At 36.7% G+C, this 20,237-nt stretch carries 11 protein-coding genes and 2 pseudogenes; all 13 read left to right on the top strand.

Going from position 1 to position 20,237, the window contains the following annotated elements; all coding sequences use genetic code 11:
• Positions 1-5: 5 nt before the first annotated feature.
• Positions 6-1,783 (top strand): annotated as a pseudogene (locus LB888_RS01130) (V-type ATP synthase subunit A).
• On the top strand, positions 1,783-3,168 hold the full coding sequence (locus tag LB888_RS01125) for a V-type ATP synthase subunit B (RefSeq protein ID WP_318753269.1): 1,386 nt from the start codon (positions 1,783-1,785) through the stop codon (positions 3,166-3,168). Before LB888_RS01130 ends, LB888_RS01125 begins: the two are co-directional and overlap by 1 nt.
• A gap of 3 nt (positions 3,169-3,171) precedes the next feature.
• Positions 3,172-3,803 (top strand): annotated as a pseudogene (locus tag LB888_RS01120) (V-type ATP synthase subunit D).
• Between the two features lie 378 nt (positions 3,804-4,181).
• Positions 4,182-5,117: an ABC transporter permease gene (locus LB888_RS01115; protein WP_412928318.1), complete on the top strand. Its 936-nt coding sequence runs from the start codon at positions 4,182-4,184 to the stop codon at positions 5,115-5,117.
• Between the two features lie 30 nt (positions 5,118-5,147).
• Entirely contained in the window at positions 5,148-6,044 is an 897-nt protein-coding gene (locus tag LB888_RS01110; RefSeq protein ID WP_318753934.1) for a carbohydrate ABC transporter permease, read from the top strand.
• A 56-nt stretch (positions 6,045-6,100) separates the two neighbouring features.
• The gene (locus tag LB888_RS01105) at positions 6,101-7,555 is read left to right on the top strand and encodes an ABC transporter substrate-binding protein (protein ID WP_318753268.1); all 1,455 of its coding nucleotides are present in this window, start codon (positions 6,101-6,103) and stop codon (positions 7,553-7,555) included.
• 186 nt (positions 7,556-7,741) lie between these two features.
• Positions 7,742-9,961: a GH92 family glycosyl hydrolase gene (locus LB888_RS01100; protein WP_318753267.1), complete on the top strand. Its 2,220-nt coding sequence runs from the start codon at positions 7,742-7,744 to the stop codon at positions 9,959-9,961.
• A gap of 118 nt (positions 9,962-10,079) precedes the next feature.
• Entirely contained in the window at positions 10,080-10,667 is a 588-nt protein-coding gene (locus LB888_RS01095) for a hypothetical protein (protein ID WP_318753266.1), read from the top strand.
• Positions 10,664-12,361, top strand: coding sequence for a sensor histidine kinase (locus tag LB888_RS01090; RefSeq protein WP_318753265.1), 1,698 nt, complete (start codon positions 10,664-10,666; stop codon positions 12,359-12,361). The genes LB888_RS01095 and LB888_RS01090 overlap by 4 nt, the downstream gene beginning before the upstream one ends.
• On the top strand, positions 12,322-13,746 hold the full coding sequence (locus tag LB888_RS01085) for a response regulator transcription factor (protein ID WP_318753264.1): 1,425 nt from the start codon (positions 12,322-12,324) through the stop codon (positions 13,744-13,746). Before LB888_RS01090 ends, LB888_RS01085 begins: the two co-directional genes overlap by 40 nt.
• A 490-nt stretch (positions 13,747-14,236) precedes the next feature.
• Entirely contained in the window at positions 14,237-15,520 is a 1,284-nt protein-coding gene (locus tag LB888_RS01080; protein WP_318753263.1) for a glycoside hydrolase family 125 protein, read from the top strand.
• 9 nt (positions 15,521-15,529) lie between these two features.
• Positions 15,530-18,280 carry an alpha-mannosidase gene (locus LB888_RS01075; RefSeq protein WP_318753262.1) on the top strand — a complete coding sequence of 917 codons (2,751 nt, stop codon included), beginning with the start codon at positions 15,530-15,532 and terminating at the stop codon, positions 18,278-18,280.
• Positions 18,277-20,121, top strand: a complete 1,845-nt coding sequence (locus LB888_RS01070) for a beta-N-acetylhexosaminidase (protein WP_318753261.1) — start codon at positions 18,277-18,279, stop codon at positions 20,119-20,121. The genes LB888_RS01075 and LB888_RS01070 overlap by 4 nt, the downstream gene beginning before the upstream one ends.
• Positions 20,122-20,237: the final 116 nt, after the last annotated feature.

Genomic DNA, 20,237 nt, shown 5'->3' with positions numbered 1-20,237 from the left:
ACAGATTGAGTCAAGGTAAAATTATTAAAGTATCTGGACCATTAGTTGTCGCTTCTGGAATGTCTGAAGCCAATATCCAAGATATTTGTCATGTAGGACATCTTGGATTAATTGGTGAAATCATTGAAATGCGACAAGATAAAGCCTCTATTCAAGTATATGAAGAAACAAGTGGACTTGCACCAGGTGAACCTGTAGTGACAACCGGGGAAGCTTTATCCGTCGAATTAGGCCCAGGTATTATGTCACAAATGTTTGATGGTATTCAACGTCCATTGGATACTTTTATGGAAGAGACTAACAGTGATTATTTAATTCGGGGGTTCAAGTACCCATCTTAAATCGTAATAAAAAATGGGCTTTTGAACCTAAAAAATCCGTTGGCGATTTTGTTACGGCTGGTGATGTGATTGGCGTTGTCCAAGAAACCAAAGCAGTAGAACATCGTATTATGGTACCAGTCGGCGTAGAAGGAACATTAACGTCAGTAGAATCAGGCGAGTTTACGGTAGAAGAGGTTATTTATAAAGTTGACAAAGCAAATGGTGGCGAGTTTGAAGGTACGATGATTCAACGTTGGCCAGTGCGTAAAGGACGTCCATTTGCCCAAAAATTAATTCCAGAAGAACCCATGATTACAGGACAACGTGTGGTCGATACATTCTTCCCGGTAACGAAAGGGGGAGCCGCGGCGGTTCCAGGACCTTTCGGAGCAGGTAAGACAGTTGTACAACACCAAATCGCGAAATATGCGAACGTAGATATTGTTGTTTACGTGGGATGTGGTGAACGTGGTAACGAAATGACGGATGTATTAAACGAATTTCCAGAATTGATTGACCCTAATACAGGCGAATCGATTATGGAAAGAACCATCCTAATTGCGAATACTTCTAATATGCCGGTAGCAGCGCGTGAAGCATCAATTTATACTGGGATTACGATTGCAGAATATTTCCGTGATATGGGTTACTCAGTGGCAATCATGGCGGACTCTACTTCTCGTTGGGCGGAAGCTTTACGTGAAATGTCAGGTCGTTTAGAAGAAATGCCAGGGGACGAAGGATATCCAGCTTATTTAGGTTCACGTATTGCCGAATATTATGAGCGTGCAGGACGTGTTCGTGTATTAGGAAGCGAAGGCATTGAAGGAACGATTACAGCCATCGGTGCAGTATCACCTCCAGGTGGGGATACTTCTGAGCCTGTAACCCAAAATACTTTACGTATCGTGAAGGTTTTCTGGGGATTAGATGCAACCTTAGCGCGTAAACGTCACTTCCCATCTATTAACTGGTTAAGCTCTTATTCATTATATTTATCTGAAATTGGACAATATTTCGAAGAACACGGTCAAGAAGGCTGGTCTAAGAAGGTCACTAAAGCAATGAATTTATTGCAAAAGGAAAGTGAATTAGAAGAAATCGTTCGTTTAGTTGGGTTAGAGTCATTATCTGAACGTGACCGTATTACCATGAATACTGCACGAATGATTCGTGAAGACTACTTACAACAAAATGCGTTTGATGATGTGGATACTTATACTTCATTTGAGAAGCAAGATACCATGTTAACAAATATTTTACACTTTGATGAAAAAGCACATGAGACTTTAAGTTTAGGAGCTTATTTCACCGATATAATGTCCAATACTGTCCAATTACGTGACCGTATCGCTAGAAGTAAATTTATTTCTGAGGAAGATATTGACAAAATTAAAGCTTTATATGACGAAATTGATAAGACAATGCGTCATATTTTAGAACATGGAGGTGAGGCATAATGGCAGTAATTAAAGAGTACCGTTCGGTTGAAGAAGTCGTTGGCCCACTGATGATTGTCGATGGTGTCGATGGCGTTAAATACAATGAATTAGTAGAAGTTGAAATGCAAAACGGTGAAGTTCGCCGTGGACAAGTACTAGAAGTCCAAGAAAGTCGTGCCGTTGTGCAATTGTTTGAAGGATCTTCAGGTATCAACTTAAAGAATACTAAAGTACGTTTTAGTGGTAAACCACTCCATTTACCTGTTTCTGAAGATATGATTGGTCGTATTTTCAATGGGATGGGTGAACCGATTGATGGTGGACCGGCAATTATTCCAGAAAAATCATTAGATATTGATGGACAAGCCATTAATCCAGTGGCTCGTGATTATCCGGATGAGTTTATTCAAACAGGAATTTCAGCGATTGACCACTTAAATACTTTAGTCCGTGGACAAAAATTACCCGTATTCTCTGGTTCTGGTTTACCACATAAAGAATTAGCGGCCCAAATTGCTCGTCAAGCAACCGTATTGAATTCTGATGATAAGTTTGCCGTTGTATTTGCAGCAATGGGGATTACGTTCGAAGAAGCTGAATTCTTTATGAATGACTTGCGCGAAACAGGTGCGATTGATCGTTCCGTATTATTCGTTAACTTAGCGAATGACCCCGCGATTGAACGTATTGCGACGCCAAAAATTGCCTTAACAACAGCTGAGTATTTAGCTTATGAAAAAGGGATGCATGTATTAGTAATTATGACGGACATGACGAACTATTGTGAGGCATTACGTGAAGTTTCGGCAGCTCGTCGTGAAGTTCCGGGTCGTCGTGGTTATCCAGGTTACTTATATACGAACTTATCAACATTATATGAACGCGCAGGACGTTTAGTTGGTAAACCTGGTTCGGTCACCCAAATTCCAATTTTATCGATGCCAGAAGATGATATTACCCATCCAATTCCTGACTTAACAGGTTATATTACCGAAGGACAAATTATTCTTTCGCGTGAATTGGATAACATGGGCTATAAACCACCGATTAACGTATTACCATCATTATCCCGATTGAAAGATAAAGGTTCAGGTGAAGGTAAAACACGTAAAGACCATGCCCCAACCATGAACCAATTATTTGCGGCTTATGCTGAAGGTAAGCAAGCGAAAGAATTAGCAGCTATCCTAGGTGAGTCTGCGTTATCGGAAATAGATAAATTATATGTTGAGTTTACGACACGCTTTGAGCAAGAATATATTAATCAAGGATTTACGACTAACCGTTCTATTCAAGAAACCTTGGATTTAGGTTGGGACTTATTATCTATCTTGCCACGTGAAGAGTTAAAACGTATTAAAGATGATATGATTGATGAATTCTTACCTAAAAAGGGGGAATAATTCATGGCTAGATTGAATGTCAATCCCACTCGGATGGAGTTAAGCATTCTAAAAGAGCGTTTAAAGACGGCCACCCGTGGTCATAAATTATTGAAAGATAAGCAAGACGAATTGATGCGTCAGTTCATTATGAAAATTAAAGAAAATAATGAATTACGAAAAAAGTTGAAGGACAACTGACTTCAGCGATGCAAGATTTTGTTTTAGCGAAATCAATGAAGAGTGATCAAATGGTGCAAGAAATCTTTTCTCTACCAGCCAAAGAAGTTAGTTTACAGGTGCGCTATGACTCTGTAATGAGTGTGAAGGTACCAAAATTTAACTACGAGATAGAAGACCAATCTTTAGATAGTGAATTCCCATATAGTTATGTGGCTACAACTTCTGATATGGACCAAGCGATTGAGTCCGTTAACGAAAGCTTAACTGATATGTTAAGATTGGCCGAGATTGAAAAAGGCTGTCAGTTGATGGCGGATGAGATTGAAAAGACTCGTCGTCGTGTAAATGCATTAGAATTCCGTACCATTCCTCAATTAGAAGAGACGATCTATTTCATTGAAATGAAATTAGAAGAGGCTGAGCGTGCGCAAGTAACGCGTATGATGAAGATTAAGGATATGGGACAAAAATAAAAGTGAAAAGGTCTGGTTAGAAAGAAAGAATTTCTAGCTAGGCTTTTTTGTTTGACAGGCATGTCATACATCTAAGGTGACAGTCCTTTGAGTTCGCCTGCTATCGGTGAATCCAATCATGATTCTTAAGCTTGACCATCGTAAGGTGGTGAGGAGTAGAAGAGATATTGAAATCATACTTGTATTTGTTAATTTAAAAGCAAGCCACTATATTCATTGAAAAGTAAGCCACTTTTGATAGAAAATACCAACCTTTCTATATTTTGTCCTAATTTAACTATATTTAGTCAATAGCTGAATTTAAGCGTTTTCGTTACAATATACTTGTAAGCGGTTAAAAATGGAGGGGTAAAAATGGAACTAACGGAAAAACAAAAAATGCGGAAACAAAAAATGAAACGCTTGAAGAGTAGTTGGCCATTATTGTTTTTTGCTTTACCTGGTTTTATCTGGTTAATTATTTTTTATTACATTCCTGTATTCGGTAATGTGGTAGCTTTTAAAAAGTTTCAATTCTCAGATGATGGAGGCTTTTTTTCCAGTATTTTTAATAGTGAGTGGGTAGGATTCAAAAACTTTGAGTTTTTATTCAGTTCACGTAATGCTTATATTATTACTAGAAACACCGTTTTATATAATTTGTTCTTTATTTTTGTAGGACTGATTATTGCGGTAAGTTTTGCCATTATTTTAAGTCAGATGCGTAATCGTTTTTTAGTTAAAACAATTCAGACATCGATGCTTTTACCTTATTTCTTATCATGGGTGATTGTGAGTTTCTTTGTATCATCTTTTATCAGTGTGGACAAAGGACTAATTCCTAATCTTATTCGAGAAGCAGGTGGCGTTGCCAAAAACTGGTATGTAACGCCTGGTATTTGGCCACCTTTATTAATCTTCCTAGGTATTTGGAAAGGTATCGGTTATAGTTCGATAATTTATTTTGCAGCAATCGTTGGTATTGATAAGACATATTATGAAGCGGCCGAAGTGGATGGGGCTACTAAGTGGCAACAAATTCGTCATGTGATGATACCTCAGATTGTTCCAATGATGGTTGTTTTAACAATCTTAGCTTTAGGTGGTATCTTTAGAGCTGACTTCGGTTTATTTTACCAAATACCACGAAATTCTGGTCTGCTATACAATGTAACAGCCGTATTAGATACACATATCTATAATGCTTTAACAGCGTCCGGAGATATTTCGATGGCCACAGCAGCAGGTCTTTATCAATCATTTGTAGGATTTATTTTACTGTCAGTAGCGAATATGATTGTTAGAAAAATAGATCCAGAATCAGCAGTTATTTAATGAAGGAGTGACACACATGGTGAAGAAAAAATCGAAAGAGTCCAAGTGGATCGCTTCGGTAAAAAAACCAATTTTATCTTTAGTATTTTAATGAGTATCGTAGGATTTTTAGGAGTTTTTCCATTCATCTTTATTATCATTGTATCGTTAACGAGCGAAAATTCCATTATTCAAAATGGTTATAAACTATTCCCATCTGAATGGAGTATAGAAGGTTATCGTTATTTATCCACAATGTCAGGTCAAATTCTTAATGCCTTAATGGTTTCTGTTTTGGTGACTGTCTTAGGAACCATTATTAATGTCACCTTTACGAGTACCTATGCGTATGCTCTATCTCGGCCCAATTTACCTTTTAAGAAATTTTTCTTAGTATTAATTATTATCCCAATGTTGATCGGGGCTGGGTTAGTACCGGGCTATATTGTAGTAACCAATTTATTAAATTTAAAAAATACGATTTGGGCCTTAATATTACCGGCAGCTTTTAGCCCGTTTAATATTATTATTATGCGTACCTTTTTTAAGAAGAGTGTTCCGAATTCAATTATTGAATCAGCTCGTATTGACGGTGCAAGTGAATTGAGAGTCTTTTTACAAATTGTCTTGCCATTATCAGTACCAGGATTAGCGACGATTGGATTATTTGCAGCGATTGGTTATTGGAATGACTGGTTTAATGCGTTACTTTATATTACTAAAACTAATTTATATCCACTCCAATATGTATTGATGAATATTCAAAGTAATATTGACTATATGTTAGATAATGCTGGTTTAGGTATTAATATATCGCAACTCAATATCCCTAAGGAAGCAACTCGAATGGCCCTCGTTGTAATTGCGACATTACCAATTGCAGTGAGTTATCCATTCTTCCAAAAATACTTTATTAGTGGTTTAACGATTGGAGGGGTGAAGGAGTAGGGAAATGAAGTTGGTAGGCGTTGGATAATCAAGAGAGATTTAAAGGAGAGAAGAATATGTTTAAAAAAATTGTAAAATCAGCGGCTGTCGGTGCCTTAGCTTTATCAAGTGTTTTAGCAACATCACCTGTATCTAATGTATTTGCTGAAGAACCTACAACGGTAAAATGGTATCAAATTGGAACGGCTCCAGATAATTTAGATAAGTTATTAGAAATCGTTAATGAGAAATTAGTTGAAAAAGTCAATGCTAAAATTGACATGGAATACATCGGTTGGGGTGAGTACGATCAAAAAATGACCGTTATGACCAATGCAGGTGAAAAGTATGATATTGCCTTTGCGGTTAACTTTTTAGACAATGCTCAAAAAGGTGCTTATGCAGATCTAACAGAATTAATGGAAGAATATGCTCCAGAATCGTTAGAAATGTTAGATGATGCCTATATTAAAGGGAGTACAGTAAATGGAAAATTATATGCATTCCCTGTTAATGGTAACGTGTATGCTGAACAATATTGGGCATTTAACCCAACATTTTTAGAAAAATATGACTTTGACTATACTTCGGTAAAAAGTATGTCCGATTTGGAACCATTATTAAAAGCTGTTAAAGAAGGCGAAAGTGGTGTTGCGGGATTATCAGCAGGTCAAGGATGGCGTGTCGGTCATGACTTCGACTTTGTATTAGGTGATACAGTTCCTCTAGGGATTGATATGTTAGGCGATAAGACTAAAATTATTAACCCTTATGAAGAAGGCGATTCTTTAATTCCTGATTTAAAAGTAATGCATGATTTTTATAATAAAGGTTATTTACCTGCAGATGCTGCAACAAGTGATCAAGGTTATCCATTAGAAGCAGACACATGGGCAGTTCGTCGTGAGACTGTGGGACCGCGTGACTATGGTAATTACTTATTACAAACAGTTTCAGGCAAAGAATTACAAATTCAAGCTTATACACAAGTTCCATTGAAATCAGTCGCCCAAGCGCGTATGGCTAACTTTGTTGTGTCACAAAATTCAGATAATAAAGAAGCAGCAGTCAAAGTATTAAACGAAGTCAATACGAATCCTGAAATTTTAAATACTTTAGTTTATGGACCAGAAGGCGAAAACTGGGAAATGAATGAAGATGGTACGATTAAATTATTACCAGCCTACAATGAAGGTGCAAGCCATATGTCAGCTTGGAATACAGGTAATGCAGATATCTTATATAAAGATGAAAAAATTACTGATGAACAAATCGCAGCATCAGAAGAAGGATTACAAAATGCTGAAGAATCACCATTATTAGGATTTAACTTTGTAACAGATAATGTCAAAACAGAAATTGCGAACGTACAAACAGTAGTCGCTCAATACATTTCAAGCCTACATACAGGTACCGTTAACCCAGATGATGTTTTACCAACATTTAATGAAGAATTAAAAGCAGCAGGATTAGATAAAATCCAAGAAGAAATGCAAAAACAATTCGACGAATACCTAAAAACAAAAGAGTAAAACAAAGTGCGAAAAGTTGCGTTCAGAAATGGAGTCTGGGCATCAATTTTATAAACTCTATAGAGTCATTGCTAAATTTAACTAATTTTGAACCCCCTAAGAGGCAGGTACGATGGTGCCGCCTCTTCTTTTAAATTTTTTGAGTGCGCTTTAGTAATAGCGTATAATAGTTTACGAGGTGATTAGATGAATCATTTACAATTTATTGATACGAGAATGGGTACTCGTAATCAACATTCTATCGGGCATGGTAATACATTGCCATATACTGGTGTCCCTTTTGGGATGAACCATTTTGTAATGCAAACGCGTTTAAATGAAAGTCGTTTTTTCCATCCTGATGATTATACTCAATATGGTGTCAGATTAACTCATCAGCCGAGTCCATGGATGGGGGATTTTTGCCAGGTATTATTTAATCAATTACGATTAACAGAGGAAGAGTATCGACATTTAATGGCTAATCCGACTGAAAACATGGCACTGAATATTTCAATGAGTAGTTATCGTCCTGATGAGGCAATTTTTCAACCTCATTATTTATCTTATAAAAGATTGAGAGATGGATTAAAACAAAGTTGGACGGTTGGTGAGCGGGGTGCTAGATGGCAAGTGCAAGCCACGCGTACTTTTCCCTATCATCTATTAACCATTACTCTTGATGCGGATAGTACGGTTAATTTACAATCGGATTGTCATTCCATCCACCTAGAAACTGCCCAATTGGCGGGTTCAAAATATAACCAATTTCAACAATATTCCATTCTAAAGTCGCAGTGTCGCTTGACGCCTCTAATCCAAATTCCATTGAATTTGAATCAACATGATCATGTAATGTATCTGTTTCAGCTAGAGGTTGAACAAGAAACAATTGAGATGTCGTTAACCACGTCCTACATTTCTTATGAGCAGGCAAAATTCAATCGACTACAAGATGATTTTTTTAAAGGGACATTTTTAGATGGCATACAACATTCAGCCAATAAATGGCTCAATTATTTAGAGCGTATTGATGTTAAACATCGTGATTTTGACCAAGTAAAATTATTTTATCATTGCTTATGGCGTACAGCCACTTTTCCCCAAATGGGACATGAAGTGGATTCGACTAATAAAACGGTTCATTTTTCGCCTTATACCGGTAAAGTAGAAGTGGGTCATTTCTTCACTAATAATGGATACTGGGATACGTTTAGAACGAATTATCCATTGTATACATTAATCATACCGTCTAAAATACCGGAATTTATTGATGGTATTTTATCAGTTGTGAGAGCAGATCGTTATTTACCTAAATGGTTATCGCCTGATGAGCGCGGATTAATGCCGGGTACTTTAGTAGATGGGGTAATTGCTGATGCTGTAACGAAGGGGTTAATTGATAAGGGGACGGCAACCCTATTATTAGAGGCGATGATTGATTCAGCTAATCATGCCGGTGAGCATGCTACAGAAGGTCGTGAAGGAGTAGCAGAATATTTATCATTAGGCTATTTGTCGACAAATTACCATGAATCGATCAATAAGACTTTGGATTTTGCTTATAGTGATTTTTGTATTAGTCAAGTGGCAGCTTATTTAGGAAAAAATGAATTAGCTGAAGAATATCGAGTACGCGCCCGCTCCTATCGTCATTTATTCAATGTGAAAGCTAAGCAAATGGTACCACGTACCGATAGTGGCGAGTGGTTGGAGACAATAGAGGCGCATCGTTGGGGCGAACATTACACTGAAGGAAGTGCTTGGCAAAATAGTTTGGCCGTCTATCATAATATTGCTGATTTGATTGCTTTACATGGTGGCGACGAGGAGTTTTTTAATCATCTCAATCATTTAATCAATCAGGAACCTATTTATGATGTCAATGGTTATGGATACGAAATTCATGAAATGACAGAAATGGCTCGTGTGCAATTCGGTCAATTAGCTTTGTCGAACCAACCTAGCTTTCATATGCCTTACTTATTCATTTATGCGGGGTATCCTCAATTTTCTCATTTACTGATTAAACAATTAATCACTCAATTATTTAGTGACGCATTTGATGGGTATATTGGTGATGAAGATAATGGTAGTTTATCCAGTTGGTATGTGTTGAGTAGTCTCGGTCTGTATCCAATGACACCTGGTGCAAGTCAATGGACCTTAGGGATGATGATTTGGGATGAAGCCACTATTCACTTAGAAAGTGGACAAAAGATTGAGTTGATTTCACGAAATTATCAGACACCGTATTTACAAGTGGTTACCAAGCGTTGGCTAAATGGGAAACCGTATTTACCGCAATATTTAAGTCATCAAGAGTTAATGAGGGGAATTCAATTAGAACAATCACTAGGAGCCGTCCCAAGCATTGAAAAAGTAGCACCCGCTTTACGGCCATTCTCAATGGATGCTAATCAGTAAACTTTAGTGCTCTAAAGAAGAGCGTCTTAAACATTTATCACCTTTATCCAAATGTCTATTTAAAAGGCAACCATATCCAATTAATCGTAACAAAATATAAAGTCAGGAGTCATGAATAATGGAGTCACGTTTTAATGAGGCGATTCATCGCATATACTATTTTTTAAAATTAAATTTAATGCTAGTCTTAGGGTTTCTATTGGGCGGGTGTCTATTGTCATCTTTAACCGTAGGCATTAGTCTGCATTTAGAAGCAAAAAATAATGCTGCTTTATTGACTTTTAAACAATGGTGGAACAAGGTTAAAATCGAATATAAGCAGACGGCTCTTATTTCATGGCTCTATAATCTGTGCATCATTTTGTTATTGTGGGCATTATTTGTGACCAGTCAATTAAAAGGGATTGTCTTTTTAATGTCATGGTTTGTGCAAGTGGCTCTGTTAATTGGAAGTGTCTTAACGATGTTGGCCGAAGCTCAACTTCGACAATATTACGAGGGTGCCAGTTGGCAAATTACTAAATTATCGTTGATGCAGTTGTTTATGTCTCCCAAAGCGAATATTGGTACCTTGTTATTAGGCTTTATTTTAGGGTTAGTGAGTATGCAATTTCCCGCAATTGTCTTTTTAACAGGATGGGCGATTTGGATTAGTTTTATGACGTCAATTTATTATAAAGAATGGACAAGGTTGAAGATAATATGAAGGTAAAAGAGAATCAACTGAATCTGATTTTAAAATATTATACTTTAACGACATTAATCTTAATGTTAGCCCTACCTACCTTGGTCACAGGGGTCATTTATATTCAAAGACGTGATGCCATGGTGATGGAGATGGATCGTATTGCTAAAACAATGGCTTTCACATTAAATAATGCTACCAATGGTATGAATCGTTTCGCTCAAGTTTTGACCTCGTCTAATCGTTGGGAAAAAGAATTGAATCGTTATTTCAATGAGAGTTATTCTGACCACCATACGTATTATTTATTAAATGGCGCTCGTGGCGAGTTTTTACCGAACGAAACATTGCGTCAATATGATTACAATCGACATTTAACGGCAATTCAAATGAGTCTAGTTAATAGTGAGTATTTTTATGAGTCACTAGCGGAAAATCCTAAAGGGCGTAAAGTAGAACAATTAAATTTTAAAGCGGGCGTTCATTTATCGATGCCGTTAAGAAGCCGATTTACTCTGCAGGATTTGGGCCAATTATATTTTACTTATTCTTATGATGATTTATCTAAGGAAATTTTTTCAGAAAAAGAAGGGGAACTGTTAATTTTTGATCCCGTTGTCAACCAATTAGTAGGACGGGGAAACTTCGCTTCAAAACCTGGAGAGACGCTAACTTTAACGGATATCACAGCTAAGATTGATCAATGGCAACAAGATCATTTCGTTAGTCAAGAGATGACGACTACGGGTCATAATGTCATTTATTTAATGCCGAAAAGAATCTTATGGCAACGGATTATCGGGATTATTCTTGGCATCTTTCTATTTGTGATGTTTACTGCTGGTATCATTTTAATTTTTATTTTCAAGCAAATTAGACGTTATGCTGATCAGGTAAATGATATTCTCGTTACAACCCGTAAGATTGAAAAAGGACAAGTTTATTATCGGATTAATGAAAATAATAAAGTCGCAGAACTTGAACAGATTACTAAAGCAATCAATGCGATGTTAGATGGTCAACAAGCCAGTATGCGCGAAGTATTTCATTTACAATTACAAAATAATGAAGCCGTCTTAAAGGCTTTGCAAGCACAAATAAACCCGCATTTTTTATATAATACATTAGAATATATTCGCATGAGTGCCTATGTTGAAGGCGCAGATTCTTTAGCTGAATTTGTCTATGATTTCTCATCTTTACTCCGTAATAATATCAATAATGAGAAAGAAGCGACTATTTATCAAGAAGTTTATTTCATCAAAAAATATGTCGGCCTCTACCAGGCACGTTATCCGGAAAAATTATCTTTTGATATTGAACTGGATGAAAGTTTGAACCGTATTATTTTGCCGAAGTTTACTTTACAACCCTTAATCGAAAATTATTTGGTCCATGGTGTGGATTTTAGTCGACAGGATAATTATTTAAGCTTAACTATTCAACGAGTAGCGAATACTATCGAGATAAAATTAATTGATAATGGTAAGGGAATGACCCGTGAACAAATGGATTTACTGAATACACAGATTAAGCAATATATTAAAAATCCCTATCAAATACAACCAGCGCAGACCAGCATTGGGATAGGGTTGGTGGCGCAAAGGCTGGCTCAAGTATTTGGTAAGGAAATAACAATGGAATATCTGCTTAATACAAAAGGAGGTGTATCGGTTTGGTTGAAACTACCCATCAAAGAAACTATCGAGTTTTAATGGTTGATGATGAATTTATGATTTTAAAGGGCTTGGAACGGATGATTGATTGGGAAGGACTTGGCCTTCAATTAGCCGCAACGGCTAGTCATGGTGAAGAAGCATTGGCGGTGATTAATCAACAGTCTATTGATATTATCATTACCGATATCAACATGCCGCGTTTATCCGGAATCGAATTTATTGAACAAGTAAAAAATCAAGAACATCGGATTGAATTTATTTTTATCTCGGGATATGAAAAATTTGAATATGTCAAAAGTGGTATATCCTTAGGCGCCTCCGATTATTTATTAAAACCAATTGATCGTGATGAATTGCACCAAGCATTGAAAAAAGTAATGCACCGCTTGGATATTCATTATCAATTACAAACACAAAAAGTAAATTTAAAGAAACAAAAATTATTTGAATGGTTAAGAAATCCGCTTCAAGAGAATGTGGAATTAGAAGCCATTAATGAAGCGCCCCAAGTCCTTTTTATTACACCAAATGACGACCAGCTATTTGCGGAATGGCTAAAACACTATCAACAGTCATCAAATTGGTTAATCATTCAAAAATTTGACCAAGCTATCATTGTCATTAAAATCCAAGATGAGGCATTATTAAAAGGTAGAGTGATAGAACAACTTGAACCGTTAAATTTAACAGATTTACATCATTGGTATCAGGTGTTTAGACGTCGCATCGACAATTTAGACTTTTATATCCAAAAAGATTCAGAACAATCATTCGTCAACTATTTATTTGAAGTGCCAACAAAGACTAATGAAGAAACAATTGCCTCTTTAATTGCTTCGATTTATCAGCATTTAGATAAAAACCAATTAGTACAAGTAGGGGAATTATTAACCCAATTGGAAAGAGAATTGACTTATCAAGCAGTCAATCGTGATGAAGTATTACAAATTATGCAAGCATTTATCAATTATCAAACGGTGGAAAAACCATTATTGACTGAAATTGAAACGGTTCATCAAGTGATTCAACAAACGGCTGAACTATTAAGAGTAAATCAAGCGCAAGTAGAATTTGATCGCCTTCATCCGATTGTTCAAGAAGCGATTATCTATATCAATGAAAATTTAGCATCAGAATTGACTTTGAAACATTTAGCTGACCATTTGCATATGAATGTCATGTACTTGGGACAATTAATTAAAAAAGAGTTGAATCAGTCTTTTTCTAAATATTTGAATGAATTACGGATTGAAAAATCCAAGCAGTTGCTAATTAAGACGCAATTGACGATTGCTGAAGTTGGCAATGAAGTCGGTTATCAAAATCAAGGCTATTTTTATCGGATGTTCAAACAGGTCGAGGGGTTAAGTCCCAAAGAATACCGTCAGCATTACTGGGATAATGAGCAAGAACTACTGTAGAGACGGTCTTCTAAAGCTGTGGTGCTTGGCACCCGCTTAATTAGGTCCAGAATTCGTGACCGGACTTTAAAGGCTAACAAGGGGATTAAATGAATAAGAGAGGATTGGCAAAAACTTTAAAAATCTTGTTTCAATCAGGTTATTTTATAAACACAGCGGTGGCATAGTATCAAACTGCTATTTTATAAACGCCGCAGTTGCATAACATCCGACCGCGTCTTAAAGACAAAACTGAAAGCTACTTAATTGGGAGTGGGCAGAAGCAGCAAAATTCATCTAGTTTGCGACTTTTGGCCCATTCCTTTTTGTTCATTTTTCTACCAACTCCTTTAAAGGATATGTTTAACCGAATATGAGGGATGATTGGTAAATTTTCAGTCTATAAATTAGTGGTGTTTTATAATAAAGTATGTATATTCTATTTAACTATTATAATGATAGCGTTTTTATCTTATAATATAATTGACTAAATATATTTAGGAGGTTTAATATGTCATTTCAAATAACACCAACGATTCAATCTTTTATGGATAAGATTATTCAAAAAACACAAAGTGAAAACCCAAAATGGGGTAAAGTGTTTGAGGAATGTTTTTTAAATACTTTAGAAACAACGATTCAACGTAATCCAGACGGTACCTCATTTGTTTTAACAGGTGATATCCCAGCGATGTGGTTACGCGATTCAAGCGCACAATTAAGACCTTATATGTTATTAGCCAAAATGGATGAAGAAGTGTATCAATTAATTAAAGGTTTGGTCACTTTACAATTTAGGAATATTCATCATGATCCCTATGCTAACGCATTTAACCGCGAAGCAAACGGTAAAGGACATCAAGATGATCAGACAGAGATGACCGATTTAATTTGGGAGCGCAAATATGAAATCGACAGCTTATGTTATCCGATTCAGTTAGCATATCTACTTTATTTAAATACCGGTCGTACAGAACATCTTGATGATGAGTTTATCAAAGGATTAAAAGATATCTTACAAGTTTGGCGCACTGAGCAAAACCATGAAAATTCACCATACCATTTTATTCGTGATACGGATCGTGAAGAAGATACTTTAGTCAACGGTGTGGGGACACCCGTTGGATATACCGGGATGACTTGGAGTGGGTTTAGACCAAGTGATGACCGTTGTGAATATCATTATTTAGTGCCATCTAATATGTTTGCGGTCGTGGTATTAGGTTATGTCGAAAAATTATCGTCTGTCATTGACCTACCAGCTGAGATAGTGGCTGAAGCTATTTCATTAAAAGAAGAAATTCAAGCGGGTATTGAAAAATATGCCAAAGTCAAAAATAAAGCGGGCGAAGAAATTTATGCTTATGAAGTTGATGGGTTAGGCAATTATAAAATTATGGATGATGGGAATATTCCAAGTTTATTGTCGATTCCTTATTTAGGTTATGTAAAAAATGATGATGCTATTTATCTCAATACACGCAAAACCATTTTAAGTCCAGAAAATCCGTACTTTTATAAAGGAAAATATGCGGAAGGTATCGGAAGTTCACATACTTGGGAGCATTACATTTGGCCAATGGCTTTAGCAATTCAAGGATTGACCGCACAAACTAAGTCAGAAAAGAAAGAAATATTGGATATTTTGGTCAACACGGATGGCGGCACTAATCGTATGCACGAATCCTTCGATGTTGATAATCCAGAAGCTTTTACGCGTGAATGGTTCTCTTGGTCAAATATGATGTTTTGCGAATTATTATTAGATTACTACGATTATCAAGTAAAAATTTAGGAGGGTACCATGTCGAAGAAAACAGTTCATATTATTTCACATAGTCATTTAGACCGTGAATGGTATTTACCTTTTGAAGCACATCGAATGCGCGTGGTAGAATTATTGGATACCGTTTTGGATTTATTTGATACAGATCCCCAGTTTAAATATTTTCATGTCGATGGTCATACGCTACCTTTAGATGACTATTTAGAGGTGCGCCCAAATCAAAAGCAACGCTTGCAACAGGCGATTGATGACGGTAAATTAAGAATCGGACCGTATTACATTTTACAAGATGCTTTTTTAATTAGTGAAGAAGCCAATGTTCGCAATGCGCTAATTGGGAGTCAAGAACTAGAAAAATGGGGCGTGGAAGGCGAAAAAGTAGGTTATTTTCCTGATACATTTGGCTTATCGGGTCAAATACCACAAATTGTGAAGGAAACGGGAATGGAATTTGCCACCTTTGGTCGTGGGGTTAAACCAACTGGCTTTAATAATGTTGTCATTAATGAAGGCGATTTTCAATCGACTTTTTCAGAAATGTATTGGCAAAGTCCAAATCAAGACGAGATCTTAGGTATTTTGTTTGCTAATTGGTATAGTAATGGCAATGAAATTCCGACAACACCCGAGGCAGCCCAAAAATTTTGGACACAAAAATTAGCGGATGCAGAGTTGTATGCGGCGACTGACCACTTATTGATGATGAATGGATGTGATCATCAACCGGTGCAAACGGATGTTAGCCAAGCAATCGAGCTGGCGAATGAATTATTCCCAGATTATCATTTTATTCATTCTAATTTTACTCAATATTATCAAGCAATTAAGGCGGAGGGCTTACCCGCATTATCAACGGTAAAAGGTGAATTGCGTTCACAAGAAACGGATGGTTGGTATACCTTAGCCAATACAGCCTCCAATCGCATTCACTTAAAACAACGGAGTCATGAGTTATCACAACGATTAGAACAAGTAATTGAACCATTAGCGGTCATGGGTCAAAAATATGGTTATGCTTATCCATACGATAAGATTGATTTTGCTTGGAAACTTTTATTACAAAATTATCCTCATGATAGTATCTGTGCTTGTAGTGTGGACGAAGTCATCCATGGGATGGAAACACGTTTTGATCAATGTGAAGCGGTACTAGATTATTTACAAGCAGAATTGTTAAATCAGTTATCTGGCTATCATTTTTCGTCAAAACCTGAAGGCTCTGCTTATGCTTTTCAAATTTGGAATACGACGACCGTTAAAAAATCAGATATAGCGACGGTTAAGGTGGAAATGGCACGATGTCAATTTAGCGAAACGTCTCCAAGTAATGCTTTTGAAAAGATGGAACAATGGGATTTTGGACAATGGCAAGTGATGGATGCTGAGGGGAATGAATACGAGGCTGAAATCATTGATTTGGGTGTTGAGTATCATTATGATTTACCAAAAGACCGCTTTAGAGTACCTTATATGGCGCGATACGCACAGGTGAAAATTTTGATGAAAGACTTAGCACCAATGTCAGTTAAACAATTATTTTTAGTGCCTACTAAGGAAATGAAGCAACCAACACCATCTCAGCAAGCAAATCAGGATCGAACGATTGAAAATGAGTATTTAGCGGTAACGGTTGAGTCGAATGGTACCGTAACATTACGCGATAAACGTCAACAAAGAACCTATGCGGGTCAATGTATTTTAGAAGACACGGGTGATAGTGGAAATGAATATATTTTCAAAGAATCAGTAGGAGAGCGAATTTTTAGTAAGGATCATCTCACTTCAGTTGAAAAAGAATCCACATTATTCGAAGAACGTTTAATCGTGACTTATCAATGGTCATTGCCCATCTCAGCTGATGAAAAGTTGTTTGAAGAGCAAAGACGGGTAATCGATATTACGAATCGTACGAGTGGCCGTTCAAGTGAAATGAAGCAACAAACCATTCAAGTGATTTATACCTTAAAACCGACAGATAAAAGTATTCTAGTTAAGATTGTAGGTCAAAATGATGTCAAAGATCATCGGATTCGAATGGTTTGGCATTTACCTCAATCTAGTACTCATCATTTAGCAGACAGTCACTATGAAATCGTGACTCGTGCTAATCAAGTAAGTGCAGAATGGCGTAATCCAAGTAATCCTCAAGTTTCAAGACATGCGGTTAGTATTCATAATGAGGATAGTAATCAACGTTTTGGCTTGACGGTTGCTTCCAAGGGTAACTATGAATATGAAGTCAATGCCGATGATTCCGGAACCACTTTAGCCATTACGATCTTACGCTGTACCGGTGAAATGGGCGATTGGGGCTATTTCCCAACACCAGAAGCACAATGTTTACACGATTATCAATCAGATTTAAGCATCACGTTATGGGATTCTGAAGCAGCAGAAACAGATAGTTTAATTGCGGGACGCAATCGATTTGTTCCATTGTTAACTAATGCCCCTTTAAGTCGAGTTCAAGATGAAACGACATTTGAAAAGGAATTTTCGTTTTTAGATAGTATTTTTACCCAACCATTACCAAAACACTTGGTCATCACAGCAGTGAAAATGAGCCGTGACCAACAGCACTTAGCGATACGCTTAGTTAATTTGGGTGAGGAATTAGCAGATATTCGTCAGTTGACGCTAGACAATATCGAACTACAACCAGTAAACTTATTAGAACAACTTTATGAAACCACCGAGGAAGCAAAGCGCTATCGTATTAAAAATCATCAGATTCAAACGTATTTAATTAACTGGGAGTTGATATCATGATAGAATTAAACATTCAAGATCCAGCATTACAAGCAGCCGTCAAATTATTAGCAGATGATTTAAAGGTAAAACAGGATCCTCAAGGACAAGTTTTAAAAATTAATTGGATTAATGAGTTATCCGTAAAAATGTATCAAGAACAAGCAGCGTTGGTGATTGAAGCCAAAGATATTCCTCATGCAGTACAAGCGATTTGGCAATGGCGTCATGGTAAAGCATTACCATTAACAATTGATTATCATTTTGAGCGAAACGGGTTAATGTTAGATAATTCGCGTAATGCGGTTGCGAACGTACAGACGGTTAAACGTTTGTTACGTAAAATGGCTTTAATGGGCCACACTTGGTATATGCTTTATATGGAAGATACTTATGAAATACCTGAACACCCTTATTTTGGTGCTTTTCGTGGACGCTATAGTCAAGCCGATTTAAAAGAATTAAATCTATATGCGGACACATTAGGGATCGAGTTGGTGCCATGTATTCAAACGCTGGCACATTTAAACCAGTTTTTTGAATGGGAGCATGAAAACAGTCAATATGTTGACATTGACGATATTTTAAATGTTGGACGAGACTCTACTAAAAACTTAATTCGTCAAATGTTAACGTCATTAAGATCCTGCTTTACGACGCAAACGATTCATTTAGGAATGGATGAAGCCTATAACTTAGGTCGGGGCAGTTATTTAACAGAATTTGGCTTAAAATCCAAAACACAAATTATGCAAGAACATTTAGAGTTCATGATTGAATTATGTCAAGAAATCGGTTGGAAACCGATGGTTTGGGATGATATGTTTTTTTCTTGGTATAACCAATTAGAAGATGTGACTGAGTTTAAGGTTCCTGATGGAATCGAGTTAATGTATTGGGATTATTATAATGAATCAAAAGAACATTATATTGATCGTATTGAAACGCGTAGTCAAATTACCGAGCAATTGCACTTTGCAGGAGGAATTTGGCGGTGGTGTGGTTATGTGCCACATCATAAGAAGACCCTTTATACATCCATCGCTGCTTTATCTGCGTGTAAAGAAAAACAAGTAGCGAAAGTGATGGCGACAGCATGGGGCGATGATGGGAGTGAGGCACCATTTCAAGTAGTAGAATTTGGATTAGTGTTATATGCTTTATTAGATAGTCAAGAGTATGACGAAGAGGTATTCAACCAATGGCTAATTGATTATACCGGTTTAACTTTAAGTCAATGGTTATGGCAAGGTGAAATTGATTTATTACCTGAGTTTGATGAAATGAAAGCTTTGGATGTGACACCGTCTAAATATTTCCTCTATCAAGATTTACTAATGCCAATGTTTATGGAACAAATTGAGACGATGGAAGTGGATTATAGGGCAAGAATGACAGAATTAGCGAGTCAATTTAGTTCTTTATTAAGAGGCGATGTCTTAATTAATCATTTCTATTCTCAATTAGCCGAAACTTTAGCGGTTAAATGGGATTTACCGTTAAAAATTTGGCAAGCTTATCATCAAGATAATAAAGAGGCTTTGGCTCTTATTGCCCAAAAAGATCTTCCAGCTTTAGAGAGTGCCCTAGATGCTTTATGTGAGGCTCGTAGAAGAGTTTGGTTAGCAGAAGCAAATCCTCAAGGCTTCGAAATTATTGAACACCGCTTTGGTGGGATGATGATGCGTGCTAAGTCCACAGCTAGTCGTTTGATGGATTATGTGAATGGAAACATTGAGGTGATACCAGAACTTGAAGAACCACGCTTAGATGGTGCGCCACAAGCGAGTCGCAATGAAAAACAAGCGATAACCTATAATCGTGCTCTAAAAATTATGTCAAGAAGTCGTTCGACTTGGTAAAAGAAAATATTAGATAGATGATGATCATCAAATCGTCATATCAAAAGTGTTATTGTCTATGAGTCAATATTAAAAAGTAACGGTCCATTTTCTTTTTGTTAGTTTACTACCATTAA

This window comes from Globicatella sp. PHS-GS-PNBC-21-1553 (assembly GCF_033564055.1).
GTDB classification, from domain to species: domain Bacteria; phylum Bacillota; class Bacilli; order Lactobacillales; family Aerococcaceae; genus Globicatella; species Globicatella sulfidifaciens.
This window is presented reverse-complemented; position numbering and strand designations above follow the sequence as displayed.